Source organism: Streptomyces sp. NPDC045778 (genome assembly GCF_056431945.1).
Map to the genome: position 1 here is coordinate 45,627 of NZ_JBWKJZ010000010.1, position 24,953 is coordinate 70,579.

Annotated in this window: 2 protein-coding genes; both read right to left on the minus strand. The window is 74.8% G+C overall.

The features are described 5' to 3' along the window. Positions 1-76 precede the first annotated feature (76 nt). Positions 77-15,118, minus strand: coding sequence for a type I polyketide synthase (locus tag AC07GB_RS15130; RefSeq protein ID WP_478845386.1), 15,042 nt, complete (start codon positions 15,116-15,118; stop codon positions 77-79). A gap of 70 nt (positions 15,119-15,188) precedes the next feature. Beyond that, on the minus strand, positions 15,189-24,914 hold the full coding sequence (locus AC07GB_RS15135) for a type I polyketide synthase (RefSeq protein ID WP_478845388.1): 9,726 nt from the start codon (positions 24,912-24,914) through the stop codon (positions 15,189-15,191). Positions 24,915-24,953: the final 39 nt, after the last annotated feature.

Here is a 24,953-nt window from a genome sequence, read left to right on the forward strand (position 1 = left end):
CTAGAGACAAGTGGGAGAGTGCGGTGTGCCGCCCCCGCGCGGGGGCGGCACATCGGGGGTTTGCGGGGGCGGCGCATCAGGAGATCCCGAACTCCTTGCTGATGAAGTCGAACATCTCGTCGTCCGTCGCGGACTCCAGTTCCTCCGCGACCTGCGCGTCCTCGTCGTCGTCCGCGTCACGGGTGCACCGGTCGAGCAGCACCCGCAGCCGCTCGGCGATCGTGGCGAGGTCGTCGCCCGAGGGCGTGCTCTCGGCGAGTCCCATCTCCAGCGTGTCGAGCTGGGACAGGATGGCCGCCGACTCGCCTGCGCCCGGGGCCAGTTCGGCCTTCAGGTAGGCGGCGAGCGCCGTGGGCGTGGGGTGGTCGAAGACGAGGGTGGTGGGCAGGGGCAGGCCGGTGGCCGCGCCGAGCGCGTTGCGCAGTTCGACGGCGGTGAGGGAGTCGAAGCCCAGCTCCCGGAAGGCGCGGCCGGGTTCGACGCGCTCCGGCCCGGGGTAGCCGAGGACGGCGGCCGCGTGCGTGCGGACCAGGTCCTCCAGGTGCCGGTCCCGCTCGGGTCCGGAGAGCGCCGCGAGCTGCCGCGCGAGGTCGGGCTCCGCGCCGCCGGCCGTCCCGCTGTCGGTACGGTCGGCGCGCTCCTGGAGGGCGCGGGCGTCGGGCAGGTCGGCGAAGAGCGGGTTGGGCGTGAGCGCCGGGCCGCCTGCCAGGTACTGCTCCCAGTCGACATCGGCGATGACGGTGACGGCCAGGTCCTGGCCGAGTGCCTGGCCGAGCGCGGTGACCGCGAGCCCGGGCTCCATGGGCGGCACGGCACCGCCCCGCGCCCGGTCGGCGGCCATGCCGCCGCCGCCCCACGCGCCCCAGGCGACGGAGGTCGCCGCGAGGCCGCGCGCCCTGCGGTGCTCGGCGAGCGCGTCGAGCGCGGCGTTGGCGGCGGCGTAACTCCCCTGTCCGGTGCCGCCGGAGAGGCCGGCGAAGGACGAGAAGAGCACGAACGCCGACAGGTCGAGTCCGGCCGTCAGCTCGTCCAGGTGCCGGGCCGACTCCACCTTGGCCCGGAAGACGGTGGCGATCCGCTCGGCCGTCATGCCGTCGAGCACGCCGTCGTCGAGGACGCCCGCCGTGTGGAACACACCGGTCAGGGGCGCGTCCTCCGGGATCTCCGCCAGGAGCCGCGCGAGGGCGTCCCGGTCGGCCACGTCACACGCAGCGATCGCAACCTCGGCCCCCAACTCCTCCAGCTCCGCGCGCAGTTCAGCCGCACCGGGCGCGTCCGCGCCCCGGCGACTCGTCAACACCAGACGGGGCGCACCGCACGAGGCGAGCCAGCGCGCCACATGCCCGCCAATGGCACCCGTGCCACCGGTCACCAGCACCGTGCCGTCCGGCGTCCACTCCCCCGCACCCCCGGCGTCCAGCGGCGCCCGCTCCAACCGGCGCGCGAACACCCCCGTGGCACGGACCGCCACCTGGTCCTCACCGGACCACGTGCCGCCGACGACACCGGCGAGCCCGGCGACAGCGCGCTCCTCGGCCGTCTCGGGCAGGTCGACGAGGCCGCCCCACAGCCGCGGGTACTCCACCGCCACCACGCGGCCCAGGCCCCACAGGGCCGCCTGCGCGTGCCGGGGTGCCGGGTCGGCACTGCCCACGGTCAGCGCGGACCGGCTGGCGAGCCAGAGCGGGGCGCCCAGGTCCGCGGCGTGCAGGGCCCGCACCAGGGTCACGGTCGCGGCGAGCCCGCGGCTGACTCCGCCGCGTACGGTGTGCGGCTCCTCGTCGGCGGCCAGCAGGGAAAGCACACCGGACAGTTCGCCACCGGCCGCCGCCGCTTCCTTGCGCAGCCGTTCCGCCAGTTCCTCGCGGTCGGTTCCTTCCGCGTCCGGTACGACGACCGTGCGCACCTCGGCACCGAGTCGGCCGAGGCTGTTCTCGACGGCGGCCGCCCAGTCGGTGACGTCGGCGCCGCCGTCCGGCGCGACGAGCAGCCACGTCCCGTCGAGCCGCGCGGCGGGTGCCTGGCCCAGCGGCTTCCAGGCCACGCGGTAGCGCAAGGCGTCGAGGGCGGACCGCTCGCGGCGCTGCCGCCGCCAGGACGACAGGACCGGAAGCACCTCACCCAGCGCCCCGCCGTCGGCACCGCCGCCCAGCTCGGCGCTCAGCGACTCCAGGTCCTCGCGCTCCACGGCCTCCCAGAACCGCGCCTCCACCTCGTCCACGCGCGCGGCGGCCGGGCCTGACGTGAGCCAGTAGCGCTCGCGCTGGAAGGCGTACGTCGGCAGCTCGACACGGCGCCGGGACTCGACCGGGGCGTACACCGGGGTCCAGTCGACCTCGATGCCGCGTACGTGCAGCTGCGCGAGGGCCGTCAGGAACGTGTCCGGCTCGGGCCGGTCCTTGCGCGTGGCGGCTATCAGGCCCGCCTGCGCGGCGGGTTCGGTGAGCGTGTCGTGCGCCATGGCCGTCAGGACCGCGTCAGGGCCCAGCTCCAGGAACGTCGTGACGCCCTGACCGGCAAGGGCCTTCAGCCCGTCGTGGAAGCGCACGGCTTCCCGGATGTGCCGGACCCAGTACTCGGGGTCCTTCAGCTCGGTGGCGTCCGCCAGCTCCCCGGTGAGGTTGGAGACCACCGGAATCGTCGGGTCCTGGTACGTCAGCTTGGCCGCGACCTGGCGGAAGGCGTCAAGGGCGGGCTCCATCAGGGGCGAGTGGAAGGCGTGCGACACCTTCAGCCACTTCACCTTCCGGCCTTGGTCGCGAAGCGTGTGCTCCAGGCCTTCGAGGGTGGCGCGGTCGCCGGAGAGCACGAGCTGCGCGGGACCGTTCACGGCAGCTACACCCACGCGATCAGCGATCCCGTCGAGCAACGGCAGGACATCCGCTTCCGTGGCCTGCACGGCCAGCATGCCGCCGCCCTCGGGCAGGGCCTGCATCAACCGGCCACGCGCAGCCACCAGTCGGGCCGCATCCTCAAGCGACCACAACCCGGCCACATACGCGGCAGCCAGCTCACCGATCGAGTGACCGCCGACGACCTCCGGCCGCACCCCGAAGGACTCCGCCAAGCGGAACAGGGCAACTTCCATCGCGAACAGGGCGGGCTGCGCGTAACCCGTCTGCTCAAGGAGGTCGGCGTCGGTACCGAACATCACGCTCTGGAGCGAACGTTCTATCCACTGGTCGAGATGAGAGCAGACCTCGTCCAGCGCATCGGCGAAGACCGGGAACGTCTCGTACAGCTCACGCCCCATCGCGATGCGCTGGCTGCCCTGGCCGGTGAAGAGCACCCCGAGGCGGCCCTCCACGACCGAGCCCGTAAGGGTTCCGGGGCCGCCGGATGTCAGTGACTCCAGGCCCGCAAGGAGGTCGTCCCGGCTCCGGCCCAGGACCACGGCCCGGTGTTCCAGCGGCGACCGGCCCGTCAGGAGCGACCAGCCCACGTCCACGGCGTCCAGGCCGGTGTCGCCCGCGACATGGTCCCGGAGCCGTCCGGCCTGCGCTCGCAGGGCCTCCGCGTTGCGGCCCGAGACCAGCCACGGCACGGCCGTGACCGGAGCCACCGGCTCCGCGACCGCTGCGGGCTCCTCGGACGCAGGGGCCTGCTCCACGATCACGTGAGCGTTCGTGCCGCTCACACCGAAGGACGAGACTCCCGCCCGGCGCGGCGCGTCCTCGCGCGAAGTCCACTCCCGGGCCTCCGTCAGGAGTTCGACGGCACCCGCCGACCAGTCCACGTGCGTGCTCGGCCGGTCCACGTGCAGCGTCGGGGGCAGGACGCCCTCGCGCATGGCGAGAACCATCTTGATGACACCGGCGACGCCCGAAGCGGCCTGGGTGTGGCCGATGTTGGACTTCACCGAGCCGAGCCACAGCGGCTGGTCATCCGGCCTGCCCTGGCCGTAAGTAGCGAGGAGGGCCTGCGCCTCGATGGGGTCGCCCAGGGTCGTGCCCGTGCCATGGGCCTCCACGGCGTCCACGTCACCGGCGGACAGACCGGCGTTCGCCAGGGCCGCGCGGATGACGCGCTGCTGGGACGGGCCGTTGGGGGCGGTCAGGCCATTGCTGGCACCGTCCTGGTTGACGGCGGAGCCGCGTACGACGCCGAGGACCTCGTGGCCGTTGCGGCGGGCGTCCGACAGGCGCTCCAGCAGGAGCAGGCCGACGCCTTCGCCCCACCCCGTGCCGTCCGCGGCCTCGGCGAAGGGCTTGCACCTGCCGTCGGCGGCCAGGCCCTGCTGCTTGCTGAACTCGTCGAAGGCGGTGGGCGTCGACATCACGGTGACGCCGCCCGCGAGGGCCATGTCGCACTCGCCCTGGCGCAGCGCCTGCGCCGCGAGATGCAGGGCCACGAGGGACGAGGAGCACGCGGTGTCGACGGTCACCGCCGGGCCTTCGAGCCCGAAGGCGTACGACAGACGGCCGGAGACGACCGCGCCGGCGCTGCCGGTGAGCAGATAGCCCTCGACGCCCTCCGGCAGGTCCTGGACGCCCTCACCGTAGCCCTGGTGGCCGGAGCCGATGAAGACGCCGGTCTGGTGGCCGCGTACCGAGGCGGGGGCGATGCCCGCGCGCTCGAACAGCTCCCAGGAGGCTTCGAGGAGGAGGCGCTGCTGGGGGTCGATGGACAGGGCCTCGCGCGGCGAGATGCCGAAGAACGCGGCGTCGAAGTCGGCGGCGTCGTAGAGGAAACCGCCCTCCGCGCGGTACGCCGCCGCGCCGGTGTTCTCCCAGCCCCGGTCGGCGGGGAACACCGAGATCGCGTCCGTGCCCTCGGACACGAGCCGCCACAGGGCGTCCGGGCTGGTGGCGCCGCCGGGGTAGCGGCAGCTCATCGACACGATGGCGATCGGGTCGTCGGCGGGCGCGGGCGCGGCGGCCGGTGCTCCGGTGGTGCCGGGGGCGTCGCCGATGGCCTCCTGGCGCAGGTGGGCGGCGAGCAGCCGGGCGTTGGGGTAGTCGAAGACGAGGGTGGTGGGCAGCTTGAGGCCGGTCGCCGCGGTGAGCCGGTTGCGGACCTCGACCGCCGTCAGGGAGTCGAAGCCCAGCTCACGGAAGGCGCGGGCGGGCTCGACGGCCTCCGCGCCTGCGTGGCCGAGCACGGCCGCGGCGTGGGCCCGTACCAGATCGAGGGCCATCCGTTCCTGCTCAGGCGCGGGCAGGACGGCGAGCCGCTCGGCCCACTCGGAACCGGCCGCGGTGCTCGCCGCGGCGGGCGAGGCGGACGTCTCCGGCCCCTCGACGGCGCGCCGCACCTCGGGCAGTTCGCCGAGGAACGGGCTGGGGCGCGCCGCGGTGAAGGCGGGCGCGAACCGCTCCCAGTCCACGTCCGCGACGGCCACGCACGTCTCGTCGTACGCCACGGCCTGGGCGAGCGCGGCGATCGCGAGGCCCGGTTCCATGGCCGTCACGCCGACGCGTCGCAGCGCTTCCTCGGCCTCGGCACCGGCCATGCCGCTGCCGCCGCCCCACAGGCCCCACGCGACGGAGGTGGCGGTCAGGCCGCGGGCGCGGCGCCACTCGGCGAGGGCGTCGAGGTGGGCGTTGGCGGCGGCGTAGGCGGCCTGGCTGCCGCTGCCCCAGACACCGGCGTTGGAGGAGAACAGCACGAACGCGTCGAGCGAGCCGGTGTCGAGGAGCGAGTCGAGGTGCGCGGCGCCCGCGACCTTGGCCTCGAGGACGGCGGCGATGTCCGCCGTCGTCATCGTGTGCAGCGGCTGCTCCTGGCCGGCGCCCGCAGCGTGGAAGACGGAGCGCAGGGTGCGGCCGTCCTCCGCGAGGCCGTCGAGGAGTGCCGCGAGCGCGTCCCAGTCGGCCACGTCGCAGGCCGCGACGGTGACTTCGGCGCCCAGTTCCTCCAGTTCGGCCTTCAGCTCGGCCGCGCCGGGGGCGTCGGGGCCGCGGCGGCTCGTCAGGACGAGGTGCTCGACGCCTTCGCGGGCGAGCCAGCGTGCCACGTGCCCGCCGATCGCGCCCGTGCCGCCGGTGATCAGAGCCGTGCCGCGCGGGGTCCACCGGGGCTCGGCGCCCCGGTCCTCGGGCAGCGGGGCGTGCGCGAAGCGGCGCACGAAGACGCCGGTGCCGCGCACCGCGAGCTGGTCCTCGCCCCCGGGCGCCGCGAGGGTGGCGGCGAAGCGCGCGCCGGTACGGGTGTCGTACGTCGGCGGCAGGTCGACCAGGCCGCCCCAGCGCTCCGGGTGCTCCAGGGCCACGACCCGGCCGAGGCCCCACAGCTGCGCCTGTTCGGGGGTCACGGCCCGGTCGCCGCGGCCGGTGGCGACGGCGCCGTGCGACACGGTCCACAGGCGGGCGCCGATCCCGGCGTCGCCGAGGGCCTGCACCAGGGCGACGGTCGCGGCGAGCCCGGCGAACACGGCCTCGTGCCCGTCGGCGGGGGTCTCGTCGAGGCCGAGGAGCGAGACGACACCGGCGAGTCCTTCGCCGTGCTCCGCGGCCAGCCGCCCGGCCAGTGCCTCACGCGTCAACTGGCCGGGTGCGAGGCACAGTTCGGTGACCTCCGCGCCGGCCCGCGTCAGGGCTTCGAGGGAGCCCGTGGCCCACGGGTGCCGCGCGGCGCTCTCGGGCACCACCAGCAGCCATCGTCCGGTGAGCCCGGACGCCGGCAGGGCGCTGTGCGGCAGCGGCTTCCAGGTCACGCGGTAGCGCAAGGCGTCGAGGGCGGACCGCTCGCGGCGCTGCCGCCGCCAGGACGACAGGGCGGGCAGGACGGAGCCGAGCCCCGCGGCGGAGTCCTCGGCGATCTCCAGCTCCGCCGTGAGACCGGCCAGGTCCTCGCGCTCCACGGCCTCCCAGAAGCGCGCCTCGATCTCGTCCACGGCGAAGAGGGGCCGCGTGCCCGGTGCCTCGTCCTCCGTCAGCCAGTAGTGCTGGCGCTGGAAGGCGTACGTGGGCAGGTCGACGACGGTTCCGGCGCCCGGGTAGAACGCCTTCCAGTCCAGTTCGGCACCGCGCGCGTGCGCCTCGGCGACCGAGGCGAGCAGCCGCGCCGCGCCGCCTTCGTCGCGGCGCAGCGACCCGAGGGCCACGGCCGCGCCGTCGCGTCCGGCGGCCTCGATGGTGGCGTGGACGGGGACGGTGAGGACGGGGTGGGGGCTCATCTCCAGGAACAGACCGTGACCTTCGGCCAGGAGGCCCCGGGTGGCGTGCTCGAAGAGCACGGTCTGGCGCAGGTTGCGATACCAGTAGCCCGCGTCCATCGGCGTCGCCGCGTCCAGCCAGGCGCCCGTGAGCGTCGAGTACAGCGGGACCTGAGCTTCCTGCGGGCTCACGCCCTCCAGGGCCTGGCTGATCTGGGCCTCGATGTGCTCCACGTACGAGGAGTGCGAGGCGTAGTCCACGGGGATCGTACGAGCACGGATGTCCTGGCCGGTGCAGTGCGCGACCAGTTCCTCCAGGGCCTCCGGCTCACCGGAGACGACCACTTGGGCGGGGCCGTTGACGGCCGCGACCTCGATCCTGCCCTCCCAGCCCCCGATCAACTCGCGCACCTCGGCCTCGGGCAGCGGCACCGACACCATGCCGCCCTTGCCCGACAGCTCACGAATCGCCAGGCTCCGCAGAGCCACCACACGGGCCGCATCCCTCAACGACAGCGCGCCCGCCACACACGCGGCAGCGATCTCACCCTGACTGTGACCGACCACCGCGGCGGGCTTCACCCCAGCCGCCTGCCACACCGAGGCAAGCGACACCATCACCGCGAACAGGACCGGCTGGACCACATCGACCCGGTCGAAACGGTCACCGCCCAACTCCTCAAGGAGATCCCAGTCCACGAACTCGCCCAGCGCCTCCGCGCACTCCCGCATCCGCTCAGCGAACACCGGCGACTCGTCGAGGAGTTCGCGGGCCATCCCGGCCCACTGCGATCCCTGACCCGGGAACACGAACACCGCGCGACCCGCGCCGCTGACCGCGCGGCCGGTGACGACGCCGTCGGCGTTGGTGTCGCCCTCCGCCAGGCGCTCAAGGGCGGTGAGGAGTTCCTCGCGGTCGCGGCCGAGGACGACGCCCCGGTGCTCGAACCGCGACCGGGCCACCGTCAGGGACCAGCCGACGTCCGTCAGGGCGACCTTGGACTCGGTGCCGTTCTTGGATTCGGTGTCGTTCCGGGTTTCGGTGCCGTCGTCGTCCGCGTCGGCGAGCAGTCGCTCCCGCAGCCGGTCCGCCTGCGCGCGCAGCGCGCTCTCGCTCTTCGCCGACAGGGCCAGCGGGACGAGGCCCGGGACCACCGACGGTGCGGCGGTCGGTGCGGGCCCGTCGCCGGCGTCGGCGGGAAGTGGTTCCTCCACCGGTGCCTGCTCCACGATCACGTGCGCGTTGGTGCCGCTCATGCCGAAGGAGGAGACGCCCGCGCGCCGCGGCCGTCCCGGCTCCGGCGCGGTCCATTCGCGCGCCTCGGTCAACAGCTCGACGGCCCCTTCGGACCAGTCGACCTCGGTCGTCGGCGTCTCGGCGTGCAGGGTCTTCGGCAGGACGCCGTGCCGCATCGCCATGACCATCTTGATGACGCCCGCGACACCCGCGGCCGCCTGGGCGTGCCCGATGTTGGACTTGACGGAGCCGAGCCACAGGGGCTCCCGGTCGCCGGGCCGGTCCTTGCCGTACGTGGCGATGAGGGCCTGCGCCTCGATGGGGTCGCCGAGTGAGGTGCCGGTGCCGTGCGCCTCGACCGCGTCCACGTCGGCCGCGGCGAGGCGGGCGTTGGTGAGGGCGGCACGGATGACGCGCTGCTGCGAGGGGCCGTTGGGGGCGGTCAGGCCGTTGCTGGCGCCGTCCTGGTTGACGGCGGAGCCCCGTACGACCGCCAGGACCTTGTGGCCGTTGCGGCGCGCGTCCGACAGGCGCTCCAGGACCAGCATGCCGATGCCTTCACCGACGCCGAAGCCGTCGGCGTCCTGGGCGAACGGCTTGCAGCGGCCGTCGGCGGCCAGGCCGCGCTGGCGGCTGAACGCGACGAGGGTGTCGGGTGTCGACATGACCGTGGCGCCGCCCGCGAGGGCCAGGGAGCACTCGCCCTGGCGCAGCGCCTGCGCCGCGAGGTGCAGGGCGACGAGGGAGGAGGAGCAGGCGGTGTCGACGGTGACCGCCGGGCCTTCCAGGCCGAAGGAGTAGGCGAGGCGGCCGGAGATGACGCTGGTGGAGTTGCCGGTCATCAGGTGGCCTTCGAGGCCGTCGGGGACCTCCCGCAGGCTTTCGCCGTAGCCCTGTGACGAGGCGCCGACGAAGACGCCGCCCGTGCTGCCGCGCAGGGCCGCCGGGTCGATGCCGGCGCGCTCGAAGGCCTCCCACGCGGTCTCCAGGAGGAGGCGCTGCTGCGGGTCCATCGCCAGGGCCTCGCGCGGCGAGATGCCGAAGAACGCGGCGTCGAACTCGCCGGCCTCGTGCAGGAAGCCGCCGCCGCGCGAGTACGTGGTGCCCTGGTGGTCGGGGTCCGGGTCGTACAGGTTGGCGGTGTCCCAGCCACGGCCCTCGGGGAGCCCGGAGGTGGCGTCGGCGCCCGCGCCGACGAGCCGCCACAGGTCCTCGGGGGTCCCCACGCCGCCGGGGAAGCGGCAGCTCATGGCGACGATGGCGATGGGTTCGTCGGTGTGCGACCCGGCGGGCGGCGCGCCGCCCGTGGTGCTCGCCGTGGCCTGGCCGTCGCTGTCGCCGTCGCCGTCGGTCAGTTCGGAGGCGAGGTGGCGGGCGAGGGCGAGCGGGTTGGCGTAGTCGAAGACGAGGGTGGCGGGCAGCCGCAGGCCGCTCGTCTCCTTGAGGCGGTTGCGCAGCTCGACGGCGGTCAGCGAGTCGAAGCCCAGGTCGCGGAAGGCCCGCTCGGCGTCCACGTCGTCGCCGGAGGCGTAGCCGAGGACGGCGGCGGCCTGGCCGCGCACGTGGTCGAGGAGCGCGCGCTCCCGCTCGTCGGCCGCGAGGCCGCGCAGGCCGCGCACCAGGGCGGGCGTGTCACCGTCCGCGCCGCCCCGGTCGGCGACGGCGCGCCGGGCCGGGCCGTGGACGAGGCCGCCGAGCAGCGGCGGCAGGTGCGGGCCGTGCGCGGTGCGCAGCGCGGCGGTGTCGAGGCGCACCGGCACGAGGGCGGCGGCGCGCAGGCCGAGCGCGGCGTCGAGCAGGCCGAGGCCCTGCTCGGTGGCGAGCGGGGCGACGCCGGAGCGGGTCATCCGGTCCAGGTCGTCGGCGGTGATCTGCCCGGCCATGCCGCCGCGTTCGGCCCACAGGCCCCAGGCGAGGGAGGTCGCGGGCACGCCTTGGCCGCGCAGGGCGTGCGCGTAGGCGTCGAGGAAGGTGTTGCCCGCCGCGTAGTTGCCCTGTCCGGCGCCGCCGAGGACGCCCGCGACGGAGGAGAACAGGACGAACGCGTCGAGGCCGGCGTCCGCGGTGAGCGCGCGCAGGTTGACGGCGGCGTCGACCTTGGGCCGCAGGACGCGGTCGAGCTGCTCGGGGGTGAGCGAGGAGGTGATGCCGTCGTCGAAGACGCCCGCGGTGTGGACGACCGCGGTGAGCGGGTGCTCGTCGGGTACGCGAGCCAGGGCCGCGGCGAGGGCGTCCCGGTCGGCGGCGTCGCAGGCGACGATGTCGATGCCGACACCCGACTCCGCCATGTGTGCGGCGAGTTCGGTGGCACCGGGCGCGTCGGGGCCGCGGCGTCCGAGGAACAGCAGGTGCCGTACGCCGTGCGCGGTGGCCAGGTGCCGGGCGACGAGGCCGCCGAGACCACCGGGGGCGCCGGTCACCAGGGCGGTGCCCGACGGGTTCAGGGTGACCGGGTCCTCGGCGGGCTCGCCGAGGTCGCGGGTGAGCCGGGGGACGAGCACGGCACCGGCGCGCACGGCGCACTCCGGCTCGCCGTGCGCGTACGCGGCGGGCAGGGCCCGCAGCGACTCGGGCGCGTCGTCCACGTCGGCGAGGACGAGCCTGCCGGGCTCCTCGGACTGCGCGGAGCGCAGCAGCCCGAGCACGGCGGTGTGCGCGAGGCCGGGCACCGGCTCGTCGGGGGTGACGGCGGCGGCGCCGCGCGTCAGGACGATCAGGCGGGCGTCGGCGAGGTGTTCGTCGGCGAGCCATGCCTGGGTGAGGGTGAGCGCGTCGGCGGTGGTGGCGTGCACGGCGGCCACGAGGTCATGGGCCGCTGCGCCCCCTTCGCTTATGGTGCCGGTGCCTGCGCCGGTGCCTGCGGGCGTCGTCAGGTCCGGGGCGGCGACCACGACGCCGGGTGCGGGCGCGGTGCCCTCGGCGACCGCCGTGGCCAGCTCGGCGAGGGTGGGGTACGCCGCGACGTCGACGCCGTCCTCGCCCAGGACGCGGGCCACGCGCTCCGCGCCCTCGCCGATGGCGGCCCAGGAGCCGGCCCGCGGTGTGGCGTCGGCCCGCGCCGCCGCCCAGTTGACGCGGTACAGGTGCGGTACGCGGCTGCGCTGCGCGGCCAGGCTCCGGCGCGCGTCGACGGTGCGGGACACCAGCGCGCCGATGCGTGCGACCGGGGCCCCGGACTCGTCGGCCAGGAGGACGGAGACGGTGTCGCCGCCGCTTCCGGCCCGGGTGAGGCGTACGCGCAGGGACTTCGCGCCCGTGGCGTACAGGGAGACATCGCTCCAGGAGAACGGAAGGCGGGGCGCGCCGCCCTCGTCGGCCTCGGATCCGTCCGCTCCGTCCCGCGCGAGGTGTGCCGCCTGAAGGGCCGCGTCGAGGAGCACGGGGTGCAGGCCGAAGCGGCCCGCCTCGTCGCGCCGGTCCTCGGGGACGCCGACCTCGGCGAACACCTCGTCGCCGCGCCGCCAGGCGCCGCGCAGCCCCCGGAAGGCGGGGCCGTACTGGACGTCCGCCGCGGCGAAATCCTCGTACAGGCCCTCGACACCGACGGCCTCCGCGCCGCGCGGCGGCCACTGGGCCAGCTCGGAGCCGCCGGGAAGGTCGGCTTCCGTGCTCACGGCCAGCACACCGGTGGCGTGCCGGGTCCACGGCTCGGCCGCCGCGCCGTCCGTGTCGGGTCCGGCCTCGGGCCGGGAGTGGAAGGCCAGCGACCGCCGCCCGGAGGCGTCGGCGGGGCCCACGGTCAACTGGAGCTGTACGCCGCCCACCTCGGGGACGACCAGCGGCGTCTCCATGGTGAGTTCTTCGACCAGATCACAGCCGACCTGGTCACCCGCGCGCGTCGCCAGCTCCACGAACGCGGTCGCGGGCAGCAGCACGGCCCCCGCCACGGCGTGGTCGGCCAGCCAGGGGTGCGTGCGCAGCGAGAGCCGCCCGGTGAGCAGATGCCCGTCCCCGTCGGCCAGCGGCACCGCCGCACCCAGCAGCGGGTGCCCGGCGTCGTCGAGCCCGGCCGCGGTGACGTCACCGGCGGCGGAGTCGGCGTGCAGCCAGTAGTGCTGGCGCTGGAACGGGTAGGTGGGCAGGTCGACGACGGTTCCGGCGCCCGAGTAGAACGCCTTCCAGTCCAGCTCGACGCCGTGGACGTGGGCTTCGGCGAGGGAAGCCGAGAGGCGGTCGGCGCCGCCCTCGTCACGGCGCAGGGAGCCGAGGGTGGCGGCCTGGCTTTCAGTGGCATCGATCGTGGCCTGGACGGGGACGGTGAGGACCGGGTGGGGGCTCATCTCCAGGAACAGGCCATGGCCTTCGGCGAGGAGGCCTCGGGTGGCGTGTTCGAAGAGCACGGTCTGGCGCAGGTTGCGGTACCAGTACCCGCCGTCCATCGAAACATCCAGCCACGAACCGGTGAGCGTGGAGTACAGCGGCACCTCGGGCGCCTGCGGACTCACACCCTCAAGCGCCTCGCCGATCTGGGCCTCGATCTGCTCCACGTACGAGGAGTGCGAGGCATAGTCCACCGGGATCGTACGAGCACGGATGTCCTGGCCCACGCACTGCGCGACCAATTCCTCCAGGGCCTCCGGCTCACCGGAGACGACCACCTGAGCGGGGCCGTTGACGGCCGCGACCTCGATCCTGCCCTCCCAGCCCTCGATCAACTCGCGCACCTCGGCCTCGGGCAGCGGCACCGACACCATGCCGCCCTTGCCCGACAGCTCACGAATCGCCAGGCTCCGCAGGGCCACCACACGGGCCGCATCCCTCAACGACAGCGCGCCCGCCACACACGCGGCAGCGATCTCACCCTGACTGTGACCGACCACCGCGGCGGGCTTCACCCCAGCCGCCTGCCACACAGCGGCCAGCGACACCATCACCGCGAACAAGACGGGCTGGACGACGTCGACCCGGTCGAAGCGGTCGCCGTCCAGCTCCTCCATGAGGTCCCAGTCCACGAACTCCGACAGGGCCTCCGCGCACTCCCGCATCCGCTCCGCGAACACCGGCGACTCATCGAGCAGTTCACGCGCCATCCCGGCCCACTGCGAACCCTGACCCGGGAACACGAACACCGGACGGACGGTGTCGCCCTGGGCGCGGCCCACGACCACGCCACCGGCCGTCGCGTCGCCCTCCGCCAAGCGCTCAAGCCCGGCGAGCAGTTCCTCGCGGTCACGGCCGAGGACGACGCCCCGCTGCTCGAAGCGCGAGCGGGCCACCGCGAGCGTCCAGGCCAGGTCGTCGAGGCGCACGTCGGCGCCTGTCAACAGGTGTCGGCGCAGCAGGGCCGCCTGCGCCCGCAGCGCGTCGGGGGTCTTCGCCGACAGGGTCAGCGGCACCACGCCCGGCATAACGGGCGTAGCGGAGTCCTCCTCGGCCGTAGGCTCCTCGGCCGCCGGGGCCTGCTCCACGATCACGTGGGCGTTCGTGCCGCTCATGCCGAAGGAGGACACACCCGCGCGGCGGGGCAGTCCCGCCTCCCGCTCGGCCCACTCGCGGGCCTCGGTGAGCAGCTCGACGGCGCCCGCCGACCAGTCCACTTCGGACGTCGGGGCGTCCACGTGCAGGGTCTTGGGCAGGACGCCGTGACGGATCGCCATGACCGTCTTGATGACGCCCGCGACACCGGCGGCGGCCTGCGTGTGACCGATGTTCGACTTCAGCGAGCCCAGCCACAGCGGACGCTCGGCCGAGTGCTCCTTGCCGTACGTCGCGATCAGGGCCTGCGCCTCGATCGGGTCGCCGAGGGTGGTGCCGGTGCCGTGGGCCTCGACGGCGTCCACGTCGGCGGCCGTCAGGCCGGCGTTGGCGAGGGCGGCGCGGATGACGCGGCGCTGCGAAGGCCCGTTGGGGGCGGTCAGGCCGTTGCTGGCGCCGTCCTGGTTGACGGCGGAGCCCCGTACGACCGCCAGGACCTGGTGGCCGTTGCGGCGCGCGTCCGAGAGGCGCTCGACGAGGAGCATGCCGACGCCCTCGCCCCAGCCCGTGCCGTCCGCGCCCTCCGCGAACGCCTTGCAGCGGCCGTCCACCGCCAGGCCGCGCTGGCGGCTGAACTCCACGAACGTCTCGGGGGACGACATGACGGTCACGCCGCCCGCGAGCGCCATGGTGCACTCGCCCTGCCGCAGCGCCTGCGCGGCCAGGTGCAGGGCCACCAGGGACGACGAGCAGGCCGTGTCGACCGTGACCGCCGGGCCCTGGAGGCCGAGGACGTAGGAGAGGCGGCCGGACATCACGCTGGTCGTGTTGCCGGTCAGGAGGTGGCCCTCGACGCCTTCGGGAGCCTGCCGGACGCCCTCGCCGTAGCCCTGGTACCCGGAGCCGACGAACACCCCGGCGCGGGTGCCGCGCAGCGTGGCCGGGTCGATGCCGGCGCGCTCGAAGGCCTCCCACGCGGTCTCCAGGAGCAGTCGCTGCTGCGGGTCCATCGCCAGGGCCTCGCGCGGCGAGATGCCGAAGAACGCCGCGTCGAACTCCCCCGCGTCGCGGAGGAATCCGCCCTGGCGCGCGTAGAAGGTACCGCGCTTCTCCGGGTCGGGGTCGTACAGCGCGTCGACGTCCCAGCCCCGGTCGTCGGGCAGGTCGCCGATGGCGTCGGCGCCGTCGGCGACGAGCCGCCACAGGTCCTCGGGGCTCGCCACGCCGCCGGGGAAGCGGCAGCTCATGCCGACGATAGCGATCGGCTCCCGGGATGCCGCCGCCAGCTGCTGGTTCTGCCGTCGCAGCCGCTCGGTCTCCTTCAGGGACGCGCGCAGCGCGTCGACGACCGTGTCGGAAGGCCTCGTCATGTCCGGCTCCACATTTCGTGCTGCGTCAGGAATCGCTGCGTCAGGAATCTGTGCATCAGGAATCTGTGCATCAGGAATCACCGTTGTCCAAGGCCATCTGGATCAGGTTGGCCACGTCCATGGCGTCGATCGAGGCGTCCGCGTCGTCGTCTTCCGGCGTGGCGGTGGCCTGGGCCCCCGCCGCTTCCGGTGCGGCGAGGCGCAGCAGGGCGTCGAGCAGGCCCGCCTCACGGATGCGGGCGACCGGGACGGCCGCCAGGGCCCTGCGGACTTCGGCGTCCGCGGGGTGGTCCGGCGCCCCGTCGGCGGCGTGGACGGCGTAGGCGTCGTCCGCGTCGCCGGGCGCGGTGTCCGGCAGGAGTTCGGCGAGGAGTTCGCGGGCCAGCTCGCCGGGGGTCGGGTGGTCGAAGACGAGCGTGCTGGGCAGGCTCAGGCCGGTCGCGGCGTTCAGCCTGGTGCGCAGTTCGACGGCCGTGAGCGAGTCGAAGCCGAACTCCTTGAACGCGCGGTCCTCGCGGACGGCCGCCGTTCCGGTGTGTCCGAGGACGGCGGCGACCTCGGTGCGCACCAGTTCCAGGACGGTCCGCTCGCGCTCGTCGGGCGAGGCGGCGGCGAGCCGGCCGCGCAGCGCGGTCACGGCGTCGTCCTCGGCCGCGCCCCCCGTGGCGTCCGGCCCGGCGGTGAGCGCGCGGCGGGCCTCCGGCAGGTCGTCGAGGAGGGGGCTCGCGCGCCGCACGGTGAAGGCGGGGGCGAACCGTTCCCAGTCGACGTCGGCGACGGTCACCAGCGTCCCGGGCCCGTCGAGCGCGCGCCGCAGGGCGGCGACGGCGACCTCGGGCCGCATGACGGGCAGGCCCCGCTTGCGCAGGTGCGCGGCCGCCTCGTCGTCCCCGGCCATGCCGGAGTCGGCCCACGGTCCCCAGGCGATCGACGTCACGGCCCGCCCGCGTGCCGCGCGCCGCTCGGCGAGGCCGTCGAGGTAGGCGTTGGCGGCGGCATAGGCGGCCTGGCCGCCGCTGCCCCACACCCCGGCGATGGACGAGAACAGCACGAAGGCGTCCAGGGGTGTGTCGCCGAGCAGGTCGTCCAGGTGCGCGGCGCCCGCGGTCTTGGCCGTCACGATGCCGGCGAATTCGCGGGGCCCGGTCTCGGAGATCATCAGGTCCTGCCCGACGCCCGCCGCGTGCACGACCGCGCTCAGCGGCGCGTCCGCGGGGATCGTGCCGAGGAGTCCGGCGACCGCGTCGCGGTCGGCCACGTCACAGGCGGCGACGGTGACCCGGGCCCCCAACTCCTCCAGTTCGGCACGGAGTTCGGCCGCGCCGGGCGCGGCCGGGCCGCGCCGGCTCGTCAGGACGAGGTGTGCGGCGCCCTGGCCCGCGAGCCACCGCGCCACGTGCGCGCCGAGCGCGCCGGTGCCGCCGGTGACGAGCACGGTGCCGCGCGGCTGCCAGCCCTCGCCGGCCGCGGGGCCGCCGGGGGCCCGCGTGAGGCGGCGTACGAGGACACCGGAGGGGCGCAGGGCGAGCTGGTCCTCGGTGAAGTCCGCCGTGCCGGCGCGGATGAGGAGCGCGGCGAGGCGGTCCCGCGCGGCGGCCGGAACGCCGTCACCTTCGGTGGCCTCCGGCAGGTCGACGAGACCGCCCCACACCTCCGGGTGCTCCAGGCCCACGACTCGTCCGAAGCCCCACACCTGCGACTGCGCCACGGCGCGTACCGGGTCGGTGCCCCCGGCGGACACCGCGCCGGACGTCGCGACCCACAGCCGTCCGCCGGCCTCGGCGTCGACGACGGCCTGCGTCAGCGCGAGGGTCGCGGCCATGCCCCACGGGAGCGCGGGGTCCGGGGTGTCGCTCCCCGGGTGCCGGTACGGGCGCTCGTCCAGGGCGAGGAGCGACAGCACACCCGCGAGGGCGGCCGGCTCTCCGATGTCCCTGAGGATCCGCGTGAGCGCCGTACGTTCGGCCTCGTCGTCACCCACGACGACGCGCCGGACCCGCGCACCGGCGCCCGCGAGCGCCTCCTCGGCGGCCGCGCACCAGGGGTGCCCGGCCGCGTCGGCCGGGACGAGCAGCGCCCAGGTGCCCTGAAGGACCCCACCGGCGCCCGGCGCGTCCGCTCCGGCCAGCGGCGTCCACGTGACGCCGTACCGCAGGGCGTCCACCTCGTGGCGCTCCTGCTGCCGCCGGTGCCAGGACGCCAGCGCCGGAAGCACCGACTTCAACGGGGCCTCCTGGTCGAGGTCCAGTGCCCCGGCGAGTCCGTCCAGGTCCTCCCGCCGTACGACGTCCCAGAACTCGGCGTCCATCGCCCCGGCCTCCGTGTCCGGCACGCCGGGCTCGGCCGGCCGCGGCCAGTACGTCCGGCGCTGGAAGGCGTACGTCGGCAGGTCCACGCGGCGCCGGGACTCGACCGGGGCGTACAGCAGCGACCAGTCGACCTCGGCTCCGCGTACGTGCAGCTGCGCGAGCGCGGTCAGGAACGTGTCCGGCTCCGCGCGGCCCTTGCGCACGGCGGCGACCAGGCCCTTCTGCGCGACCGGGTCCGTGAAGGTGTCATGCGCCATCGCCGTCAGGACGGCGTCCGGTCCCAGCTCCAGGAACGTCGTGACGCCCTGCCCGGCCACGGCCTTCAGGCCGTCGTGGAAACGGACCGCCTCGCGGACGTGCCGCACCCAGTACTCGGGGTCCCTCAGCTCGGCGGGATCGGCCGGCTCACCGGTGAGGCCGGACACCACGGCCAACGTCGGATGCTGGTACGTCAGCTCCTCGGCGACCTTGCGGAAGTCCGCGAGAACCGGCTCCATCAACGGCGAGTGGAAGGCGTGGCTGACCTTCAGCCACTTCACCTTCCGGCCCTGGTCGCGCAGGGCCTTCTCCAGCCCCTCCAGCGCGGAACGGTCACCGGACAGCACGAGCTGCGCCGGGCCGTTCACCGCCGCCACGCCCACGCGGTCCGACACGTCCGCCAGCAGCGGCGCGACCTCGGCCTCCGTGGCCTGCACGGCCAGCATCGCCCCGCCCTCGGGCAGGGCCTGCATCAACCGGCCCCGCGCCGCCACCAGTCCGGCCGCGTCCTCAAGCGACCACAGACCGGCCACGTACGCGGCAGCCAGCTCACCGATCGAGTGACCGCCCACGACCTCGGGGCGCACCCCGAAGGACTCCGCCAGGCGATAGAGGGCGACTTCCATCGCGAACAGCGCGGGCTGCGCGTAACCCGTCTGCTCAAGCAGCTCGGCGTCCGTACCGAACATCACGCTCTGGAGCGAACGTTCTATCCACTGATCCAGATGAGAGCACACCTCGTCCAGCGCGTCCGCGAAGACGACGAAGTCCTCGTACAGCTCGCGGCCCATGCCGGGGCGCTGGCTGCCCTGGCCGGTGAAGAGGACGCCGAGGCGGCCGCCCGTCACCGCACCGGTCACCGGACCCGGGCCGCCGGACGCCAGGGCTTCGAGGCCGGTCAGGAAGTCCTCCCGGCCGCGCGCCAGGACGACCGCCCGGTGCTCGTGCGCGGCGCGCCCCGAGAGCAGCGACCAGCCCACGTCGGCGGGATCGAGTTCGTCGCGGACGGCCACGTGCTCGCGCAGGCGCTCGGCCTGGGCCCGCAGTGCTTCCGGGCTCCGGGCGGACACGAGCCACGGCACGGCTGTGATCGGCGCGACCGGGCCGGTGACCGCGCTCTCCGCAGGCTCCGGCGCCGGTGCCTGCTCCACGATCACGTGCGCGTTCGTACCGCTGATGCCGAACGAGGACACGCCTCCGCGGCGCGGCGCCTCGTCCCGCTCGGGCCAGGTGCGCGCCTCCGTGAGCAGTTCGACGGCGCCCGCCGACCAGTCGACGTGCGTGCTCGGCCGGTCGACGTGCAGGGTCGGCGGCAGGACGCCTTCCCGCAGGGCCATGACCATCTTGATGACGCCCGCGACACCGGCGGCCGCCTGTGTGTGCCCGATGTTCGACTTGATGGAGCCCAGCCACAACGGCCGTTCGGCGGGACGCTCCTGGCCGTAGGTCGCGAGGAGGGCCTGGGCCTCGATCGGGTCGCCGAGGGCCGTGCCGGTGCCGTGCGCCTCGACGGCGTCGACGTCACCGGCGGACAGACCGGCGTTGGCCAGCGCGGCCCGGATCACGCGCTGCTGGGCGGGGCCGTTGGGGGCGGTCAGGCCGTTGCTGGCACCGTCCTGGTTGACGGCGGAGCCCTTGACCACAGCGAGGACTTCGTGGCCGTTGCGGCGCGCGTCCGACAGGCGCTCCAGCAGGAGCAGGCCCACGCCCTCGCCCCAGCCCGTGCCGTCCGCCGCCTCCGCGAAGGCCTTGCAGCGGCCGTCGGCCGCCAGGCCGCGCTGGCGGCTGAACTCGATGAAGGCGCTCGGCGTCGACATCACGGTGACGCCGCCCGCGAGGGCCAGGTCGCACTCGCCCTGGCGCAGCGCCTGCGCGGCCAGGTGCAGCGCGACGAGAGCCGAGGAGCACGCCGTGTCCACGGTCATGGCGGGGCCTTCGAAGCCGAAGGCGTACGACAGGCGGCCGGAGACGACGCTCGCCGCGTTGCCGGTGCCGATGTAGCCCTCGGCGCCGTCAGGTGCGTCCTTGAGGAGGTCGAGGTAGTCCTGGCCGTTCGTGCCCGCGAAGACGCCGGTACGGCTGCCGCGCAGGGCCGCCGAGTCGATGCCCGCGCGCTCGAACAGCTCCCACGAGGTCTCCAGGAGCAGTCGCTGCTGCGGGTCCATGGCGAGGGCCTCGCGCGGCGAGATGCCGAAGAAGTCCGCGTCGAACTCGCCCGCGTCCGGCAGGAAGCCGCCCTGGCGCGCGTAGGTGGAGCCGGGCGTGGCCGGGTCCGGGTCGTACAGCGACCGCGTGTCCCAGCCTCGTCCGGCGGGGAACTCGCCCAGCGCGTCGACGCCGTCGGCGACGAGCCGCCACAGGTCCTCCGGGCCGCGTACGCCGCCGGGGAAGCGGCAGCTCATCGACACGATGACGATGGGGTCGTCGTCCACACGGACGGCCGGCGCGGACGAGGTGGCGGTCGAGGTGGCGGCAGGGCCGGTGAGGTCGCCGCCGATGAGGAGGCCGGCCAGGTAGTCGGCGACGGCGTGCGGCGAGGGGTGGTCGAAGACGAGGGTCGCCGGGAGGGTCAGGCCGGTCGCGGCGCCCAGGCGGTTGCGGAACTCCACCGACGTGAGCGAGTCGAACCCGAGCCCCTTGAACGCGCCGTCGGAGGGCACCGCGTCGGCGCCGTCGTGCCCGAGCACGGTGGCGGCATGGGTCCGCACGAGGTCGAGCAGCGTCCGCTCGGCGTCCGCGCGGGACAGGGCGGCCAGCGTCCCCTTCAGGTCGGGCTGTTCGGACCCGGAGGGCCCGGCGGGGCGCGCCGCGTGGAGGGCGGCCACCTCCGGGAGGTCGTCGAAGAGGGTGCTGCGCCGGGCGGCCGTGAAACCGTCGAGGAACCGGTCCCAGACCACGTCGGCGACGACGAGCGCGGCCTCCCCGCCGGGCGTGGAGCCGTGGGCGGCCGCGGGGCGGGTCGCCAGGCGCAGCGCCTCGGTGGCCCGCGCCGGGTCCATGACCGGCAGGCCCGTCTGGCGCATGCGCTCGTCGGACCCGTCGTCGGCGGCCATGCCGCCGCCGGCCCACGGGCCCCAGGCGAGCGACACGGCGGGCAGCCCCGCCGCGCGGCGCCGTTCGGCGAGCGCGTCGAGGAAGGCGTTCGCGGCGGCGTAGTTGCCCTGGCCGGGCGCGCCCACCGTGCCGGTGAGGGAGGAGAACAGCACGAAGGCCGTGAGGTGCTCGTTGTCGCGCGTCAGCTCGTGCAGGTTCAGGGCCGCCCGGGCCTTCGGCCGGAAGACGGTCGCGAACCGTTCGGCGGTGAGGCCGTGGAGCACGCCGTCGTCGAGGACGCCCGCCGTGTGGAACACACCGGTCAGGGGCGCGTCCTCCGGGATCTCCGCCAGGAGCCGCGCGAGGGCGTCCCGGTCGGCCACGTCACACGCAGCGATCGCGACCTCGGCCCCCAACTCCTCCAGCTCCGCCCGCAGTTCGGCAGCGCCGGGCGCGTCCGCGCCTCGGCGACTCGTCAACACCAGACGGGGCGCACCGCACGAGGCGAGCCAGCGCGCCACATGCCCACCGATGGCACCCGTGCCACCGGTCACCAGCACCGTGCCGTCCGGCGTCCACTCCCCCGCACCCCCGGGGTCCAGCGGCGCCCGCTCCAACCGGCGCGCGAACACCCCCGTGGCACGGACCGCCACCTGGTCCTCACCCGTCGGGGCCGCGAGCACCTGGGCGAGGCGTGCCACCGCGCGCGGGTCCGCGGTGTCGGGGAGGTCGACGAGACCGCCCCAGCGCTCCGGGAGTTCGAGGGCCGCGACCCGGCCGAGCCCCCAGGCCGCCGCGGCGTCCGCGTCGGCCGTGCGGTCCGACGCGCCCACGGAGACCGCGCCCCGCGTCGCCACCCACAGCGGTGCGTCCACGCGCTCGTCGCCCAGGGCCTGGACGAGGGCGAGCGTCAGGAGGACACCGGCAGGGACATCCCCGTCCTCCGGTGTGTTCGCCGTCACGGGCGCGCAGGCCAGCAGGGACAGCACTCCGGTGACCGGCTCGGCCCGCCCGTCGCCCTCGGCGGGGTCGGTGAGGGCGTGGCTGAGCAGTTCCCGCAGGGTGTCGCGGTCGGCGTCCCGTGCTCCCACGCGCAGGACGCGGGCGCGGGCCCCGCCCTGCTCCAGGGCCCGTACGGCCCCGTCGACCCACGCCTCCTCGGGCGCCCCGGCACCGGCCACGACGAGCCAGGTGCCCGCGAGTCGGCCCGGCGCCGCCTTGCCGAGGGGCTTCCAGGTGCTCCGGTAGCGCCAGCGGTCAAGCTCGGACTGCTCCTGCCGCTGCCGCCGCCACGCCGTGAGGGCGGGCAGCACCGAGCGGAACGGCGCTTCCCCGTCGACCTCAAGGGCTTCCGTCAGCGTCTCCAGGTCCTCGGCCGCCACGGCCTCCCAGAAGCTCGCGTCCACCGGGTGGGCCCCGTCGCCCGCGCCGGCCGTGGCGCCCTGTGTCAGGGGGTTGAGCCAGAGCGTCTGGTGCTGGAAGGCGTACGTGGGCAGGTCCACGCGGCGCCGGGACTCGACCGGCGCGTACAGCGGCGCCCAGTCCACCTCGACTCCGCGTACGTGCAGCCGCCCGAGAGCGGCGAGGAACGCCTCCGGCTCGGGCCGGTCCTTGCGCACCGCGCCGACCAGGCCCGCCTGCGCGGCGGGTTCGGTGAGCGTGTCGTGCGCCATCGCGGTGAGTACGGCGTCGGGGCCCAGTTCGAGAAGCGTGGCGGCACCGAAGCCGGTGAGGGCGTTCAGGCCGTCGTGGAAGCGCACGGCCTCCCTGATGTGGCGGACCCAGTACTCGGGGTCCCTCAGCTCTGTGGGCCGCGCAAGTTCCCCGGAGAGGTTGGAGACCACCGGCAGCGTCGGGTCCTGGTACGTCAGCTCGGCCGCGACCTGGCGGAAGGCGTCAAGGGCGGGCTCCATCAGGGGCGAGTGGAAGGCGTGCGACACCTTCAGCCACTTCACCTTCCGGCCCTGGTCGCGAAGCGTGTGCTCCAGGCCTTCGAGGGCGGCTCGGTCACCGGAGAGCACGAGCTGCGCCGGACCGTTCACCGCCGCCACGCCCACGCGGTCCGACACGTCCGCCAGCAGCGGCGCGACCTCGGCCTCCGTGGCCTGCACGGCCAGCATCGCCCCGCCCTCGGGCAGGGCCTGCATCAAACGACCCCGCGCCGCCACCAGTTGAGCCGCGTCCTCCAGAGACCACAGCCCCGCCACGTACGCGGCAGCCAGCTCACCGATGGAATGCCCGCCGACGATGTCAGGGCGTACGCCGAAGGATTCGGCCAAGCGGTACAGCGCTACTTCCATCGCGAACAGGGCGGGCTGTGCGTAGCCCGTCTGCTCAAGCAGCTCGGCGTCCGTACCGAACATCACGCTCTGGAGCGAACGTTCTATCCACCGGTCCAGATGAGAACAGGCCTCGTCCAGCGCGTCCGCGAAGACCGGGAACGTCTCGTACAACTCACGGCCCATACCGATCCGCTGGCTGCCCTGGCCCGTGAACAGCACGCCGGTGCGGCCTTCGACCACCGAGCCCGTGAGGGTTCCGGCGCCGCCGGATGCCAGTGACTCCAGGCCGGCCAGGAACTGCTCCCGGTCCTGCCCGAACAGCACGGCCCGGTGCTCGTGCGCGGTCCGGCTCGTCAGGAGGGACCAGCCGACGTCGGCGGGGTCGAGGTCACTGCGCCCGGTCACGTACGCGTGCAGGCGGTCGGCCTGCGCCCGCAGCGCCTCCGTGGTGCGCGCGGAGACCAGCCACGGCACGGCCGTGACCGGAGCGACCGGCTCCGCGACCGCTGCGGGCTCCTCGGGCGCCGGGGCCTGCTCCACGATCACGTGGGCGTTCGTGCCGCTCACACCGAACGACGACACACCGGCCCGGCGCAGCCGCCCGGCCTCGGGCCAGGTCCGCTCGTCGGTGAGCAGCTCGACGGCCCCGGCTTCCCAGTCCACGTGGGAGTTCGGCCGGTCGACGTGCAGGGTCGGCGGCAGCACGCCCTCGCGCATGGCCATGACCATCTTGATGACGCCCGCGACACCGGCGGCGGCCTGCGTGTGCCCGATGTTGGACTTCACCGAACCGAGGAGCAGCGGCCGGTCATCGGGGCGGTCCTGGCCGTAGGTGGCGAGCAGGGCCTGGGCCTCGATCGGGTCGCCAAGGGTCGTACCGGTGCCGTGGGCCTCGACGGCGTCCACGTCGGCGGCCGTGAGGCCGGCGTTGGCCAGGGCCGCGCGGATCACGCGTTGTTGCGCGGGGCCGTTGGGGGCGGTCAGGCCGCTGCTGGCGCCGTCCTGGTTGACGGCGGAGCCGCGTACGACGGCGAGGATCTCGTGGCCGTTGCGCTGGGCGTCCGAGAGCCGCTCCAGGAGGAGCAGGCCGACGCCCTCGCCCCAGCCGGTGCCGTCCGCCGCCTCCGCGAAGGCCTTGCAGCGGCCGTCGGCGGCCAGGCCGCGCTGGCGGCTGAACTCCACGAACGTGTCCGGCGTCGACATGACGGTCACACCGCCCGCGAGCGCGAGCGAGCACTCGCCCTGGCGCAGTGCCTGCGCCGCGAGGTGCAGGGCCACAAGGGAGGAGGAGCATGCCGTGTCGATGGTGACGGCGGGGCCCTCCAGGCCGAAGGTGTAGGCGACGCGGCCGGACGCGATGCTGCCCGCGCTGCCGTTGCCGAGGTAGCCCTCGAACTCCTCCAGGCCCTGCGGGTTGCTGAGGATGCGGTTGCCGTAGTCGCCGTACATGACGCCGACGAAGACGCCGGTGCGGGAGCCGCGTGCCGACAGCGGGTCGACGCCCGCCCGCTCGAACGCCTCCCACGTCGCTTCGAGGAGGAGCCGCTGCTGCGGGTCGATGGCGAGCGCCTCGCGCGGCGAGATGCCGAAGAACGCCGGGTCGAACTCGGCGGCCTCGTGCAGGAATCCGCCTTCGCGCGCGTAGCTCTTGCCGGGGCGGCTGGGGTCGGGGTCGTGCAGGTCCGCGTCCCAGCCCCGGTCGTCGGGGAAGGGGGAGATGGCGTCCCCGCCTTCGGCGACGAGCTGCCACAGGTCTTCCGGGCCGGCTACGCCGCCGGGGTAGCGGCAGCTCATCGCCACGATGGCGATGGGCTCCCGGCTCACGGACTCGGCGTCCTGTAGACGCTGCCGGGTCTGATGCAGATCCGCGGTAACTCGCTTGAGGTACTCGCGGAGTTTCTGCTCGTTCGCCATTCGGTGCGACTCCTTCAACGCAGAGGGCCGCACCCATCA

What these genes read in the sequence shown, in the direction of transcription:
- AC07GB_RS15130 (WP_478845386.1), bottom strand. Translation starts at nt 15,118, where the DNA reads ATGACGAGGCCTTCCGACACGGTCGTCGACGCGCTGCGCGCGTCCCTG.
- AC07GB_RS15135 (WP_478845388.1), bottom strand. Translation starts at nt 24,914, where the DNA reads ATGGCGAACGAGCAGAAACTCCGCGAGTACCTCAAGCGAGTTACCGCG.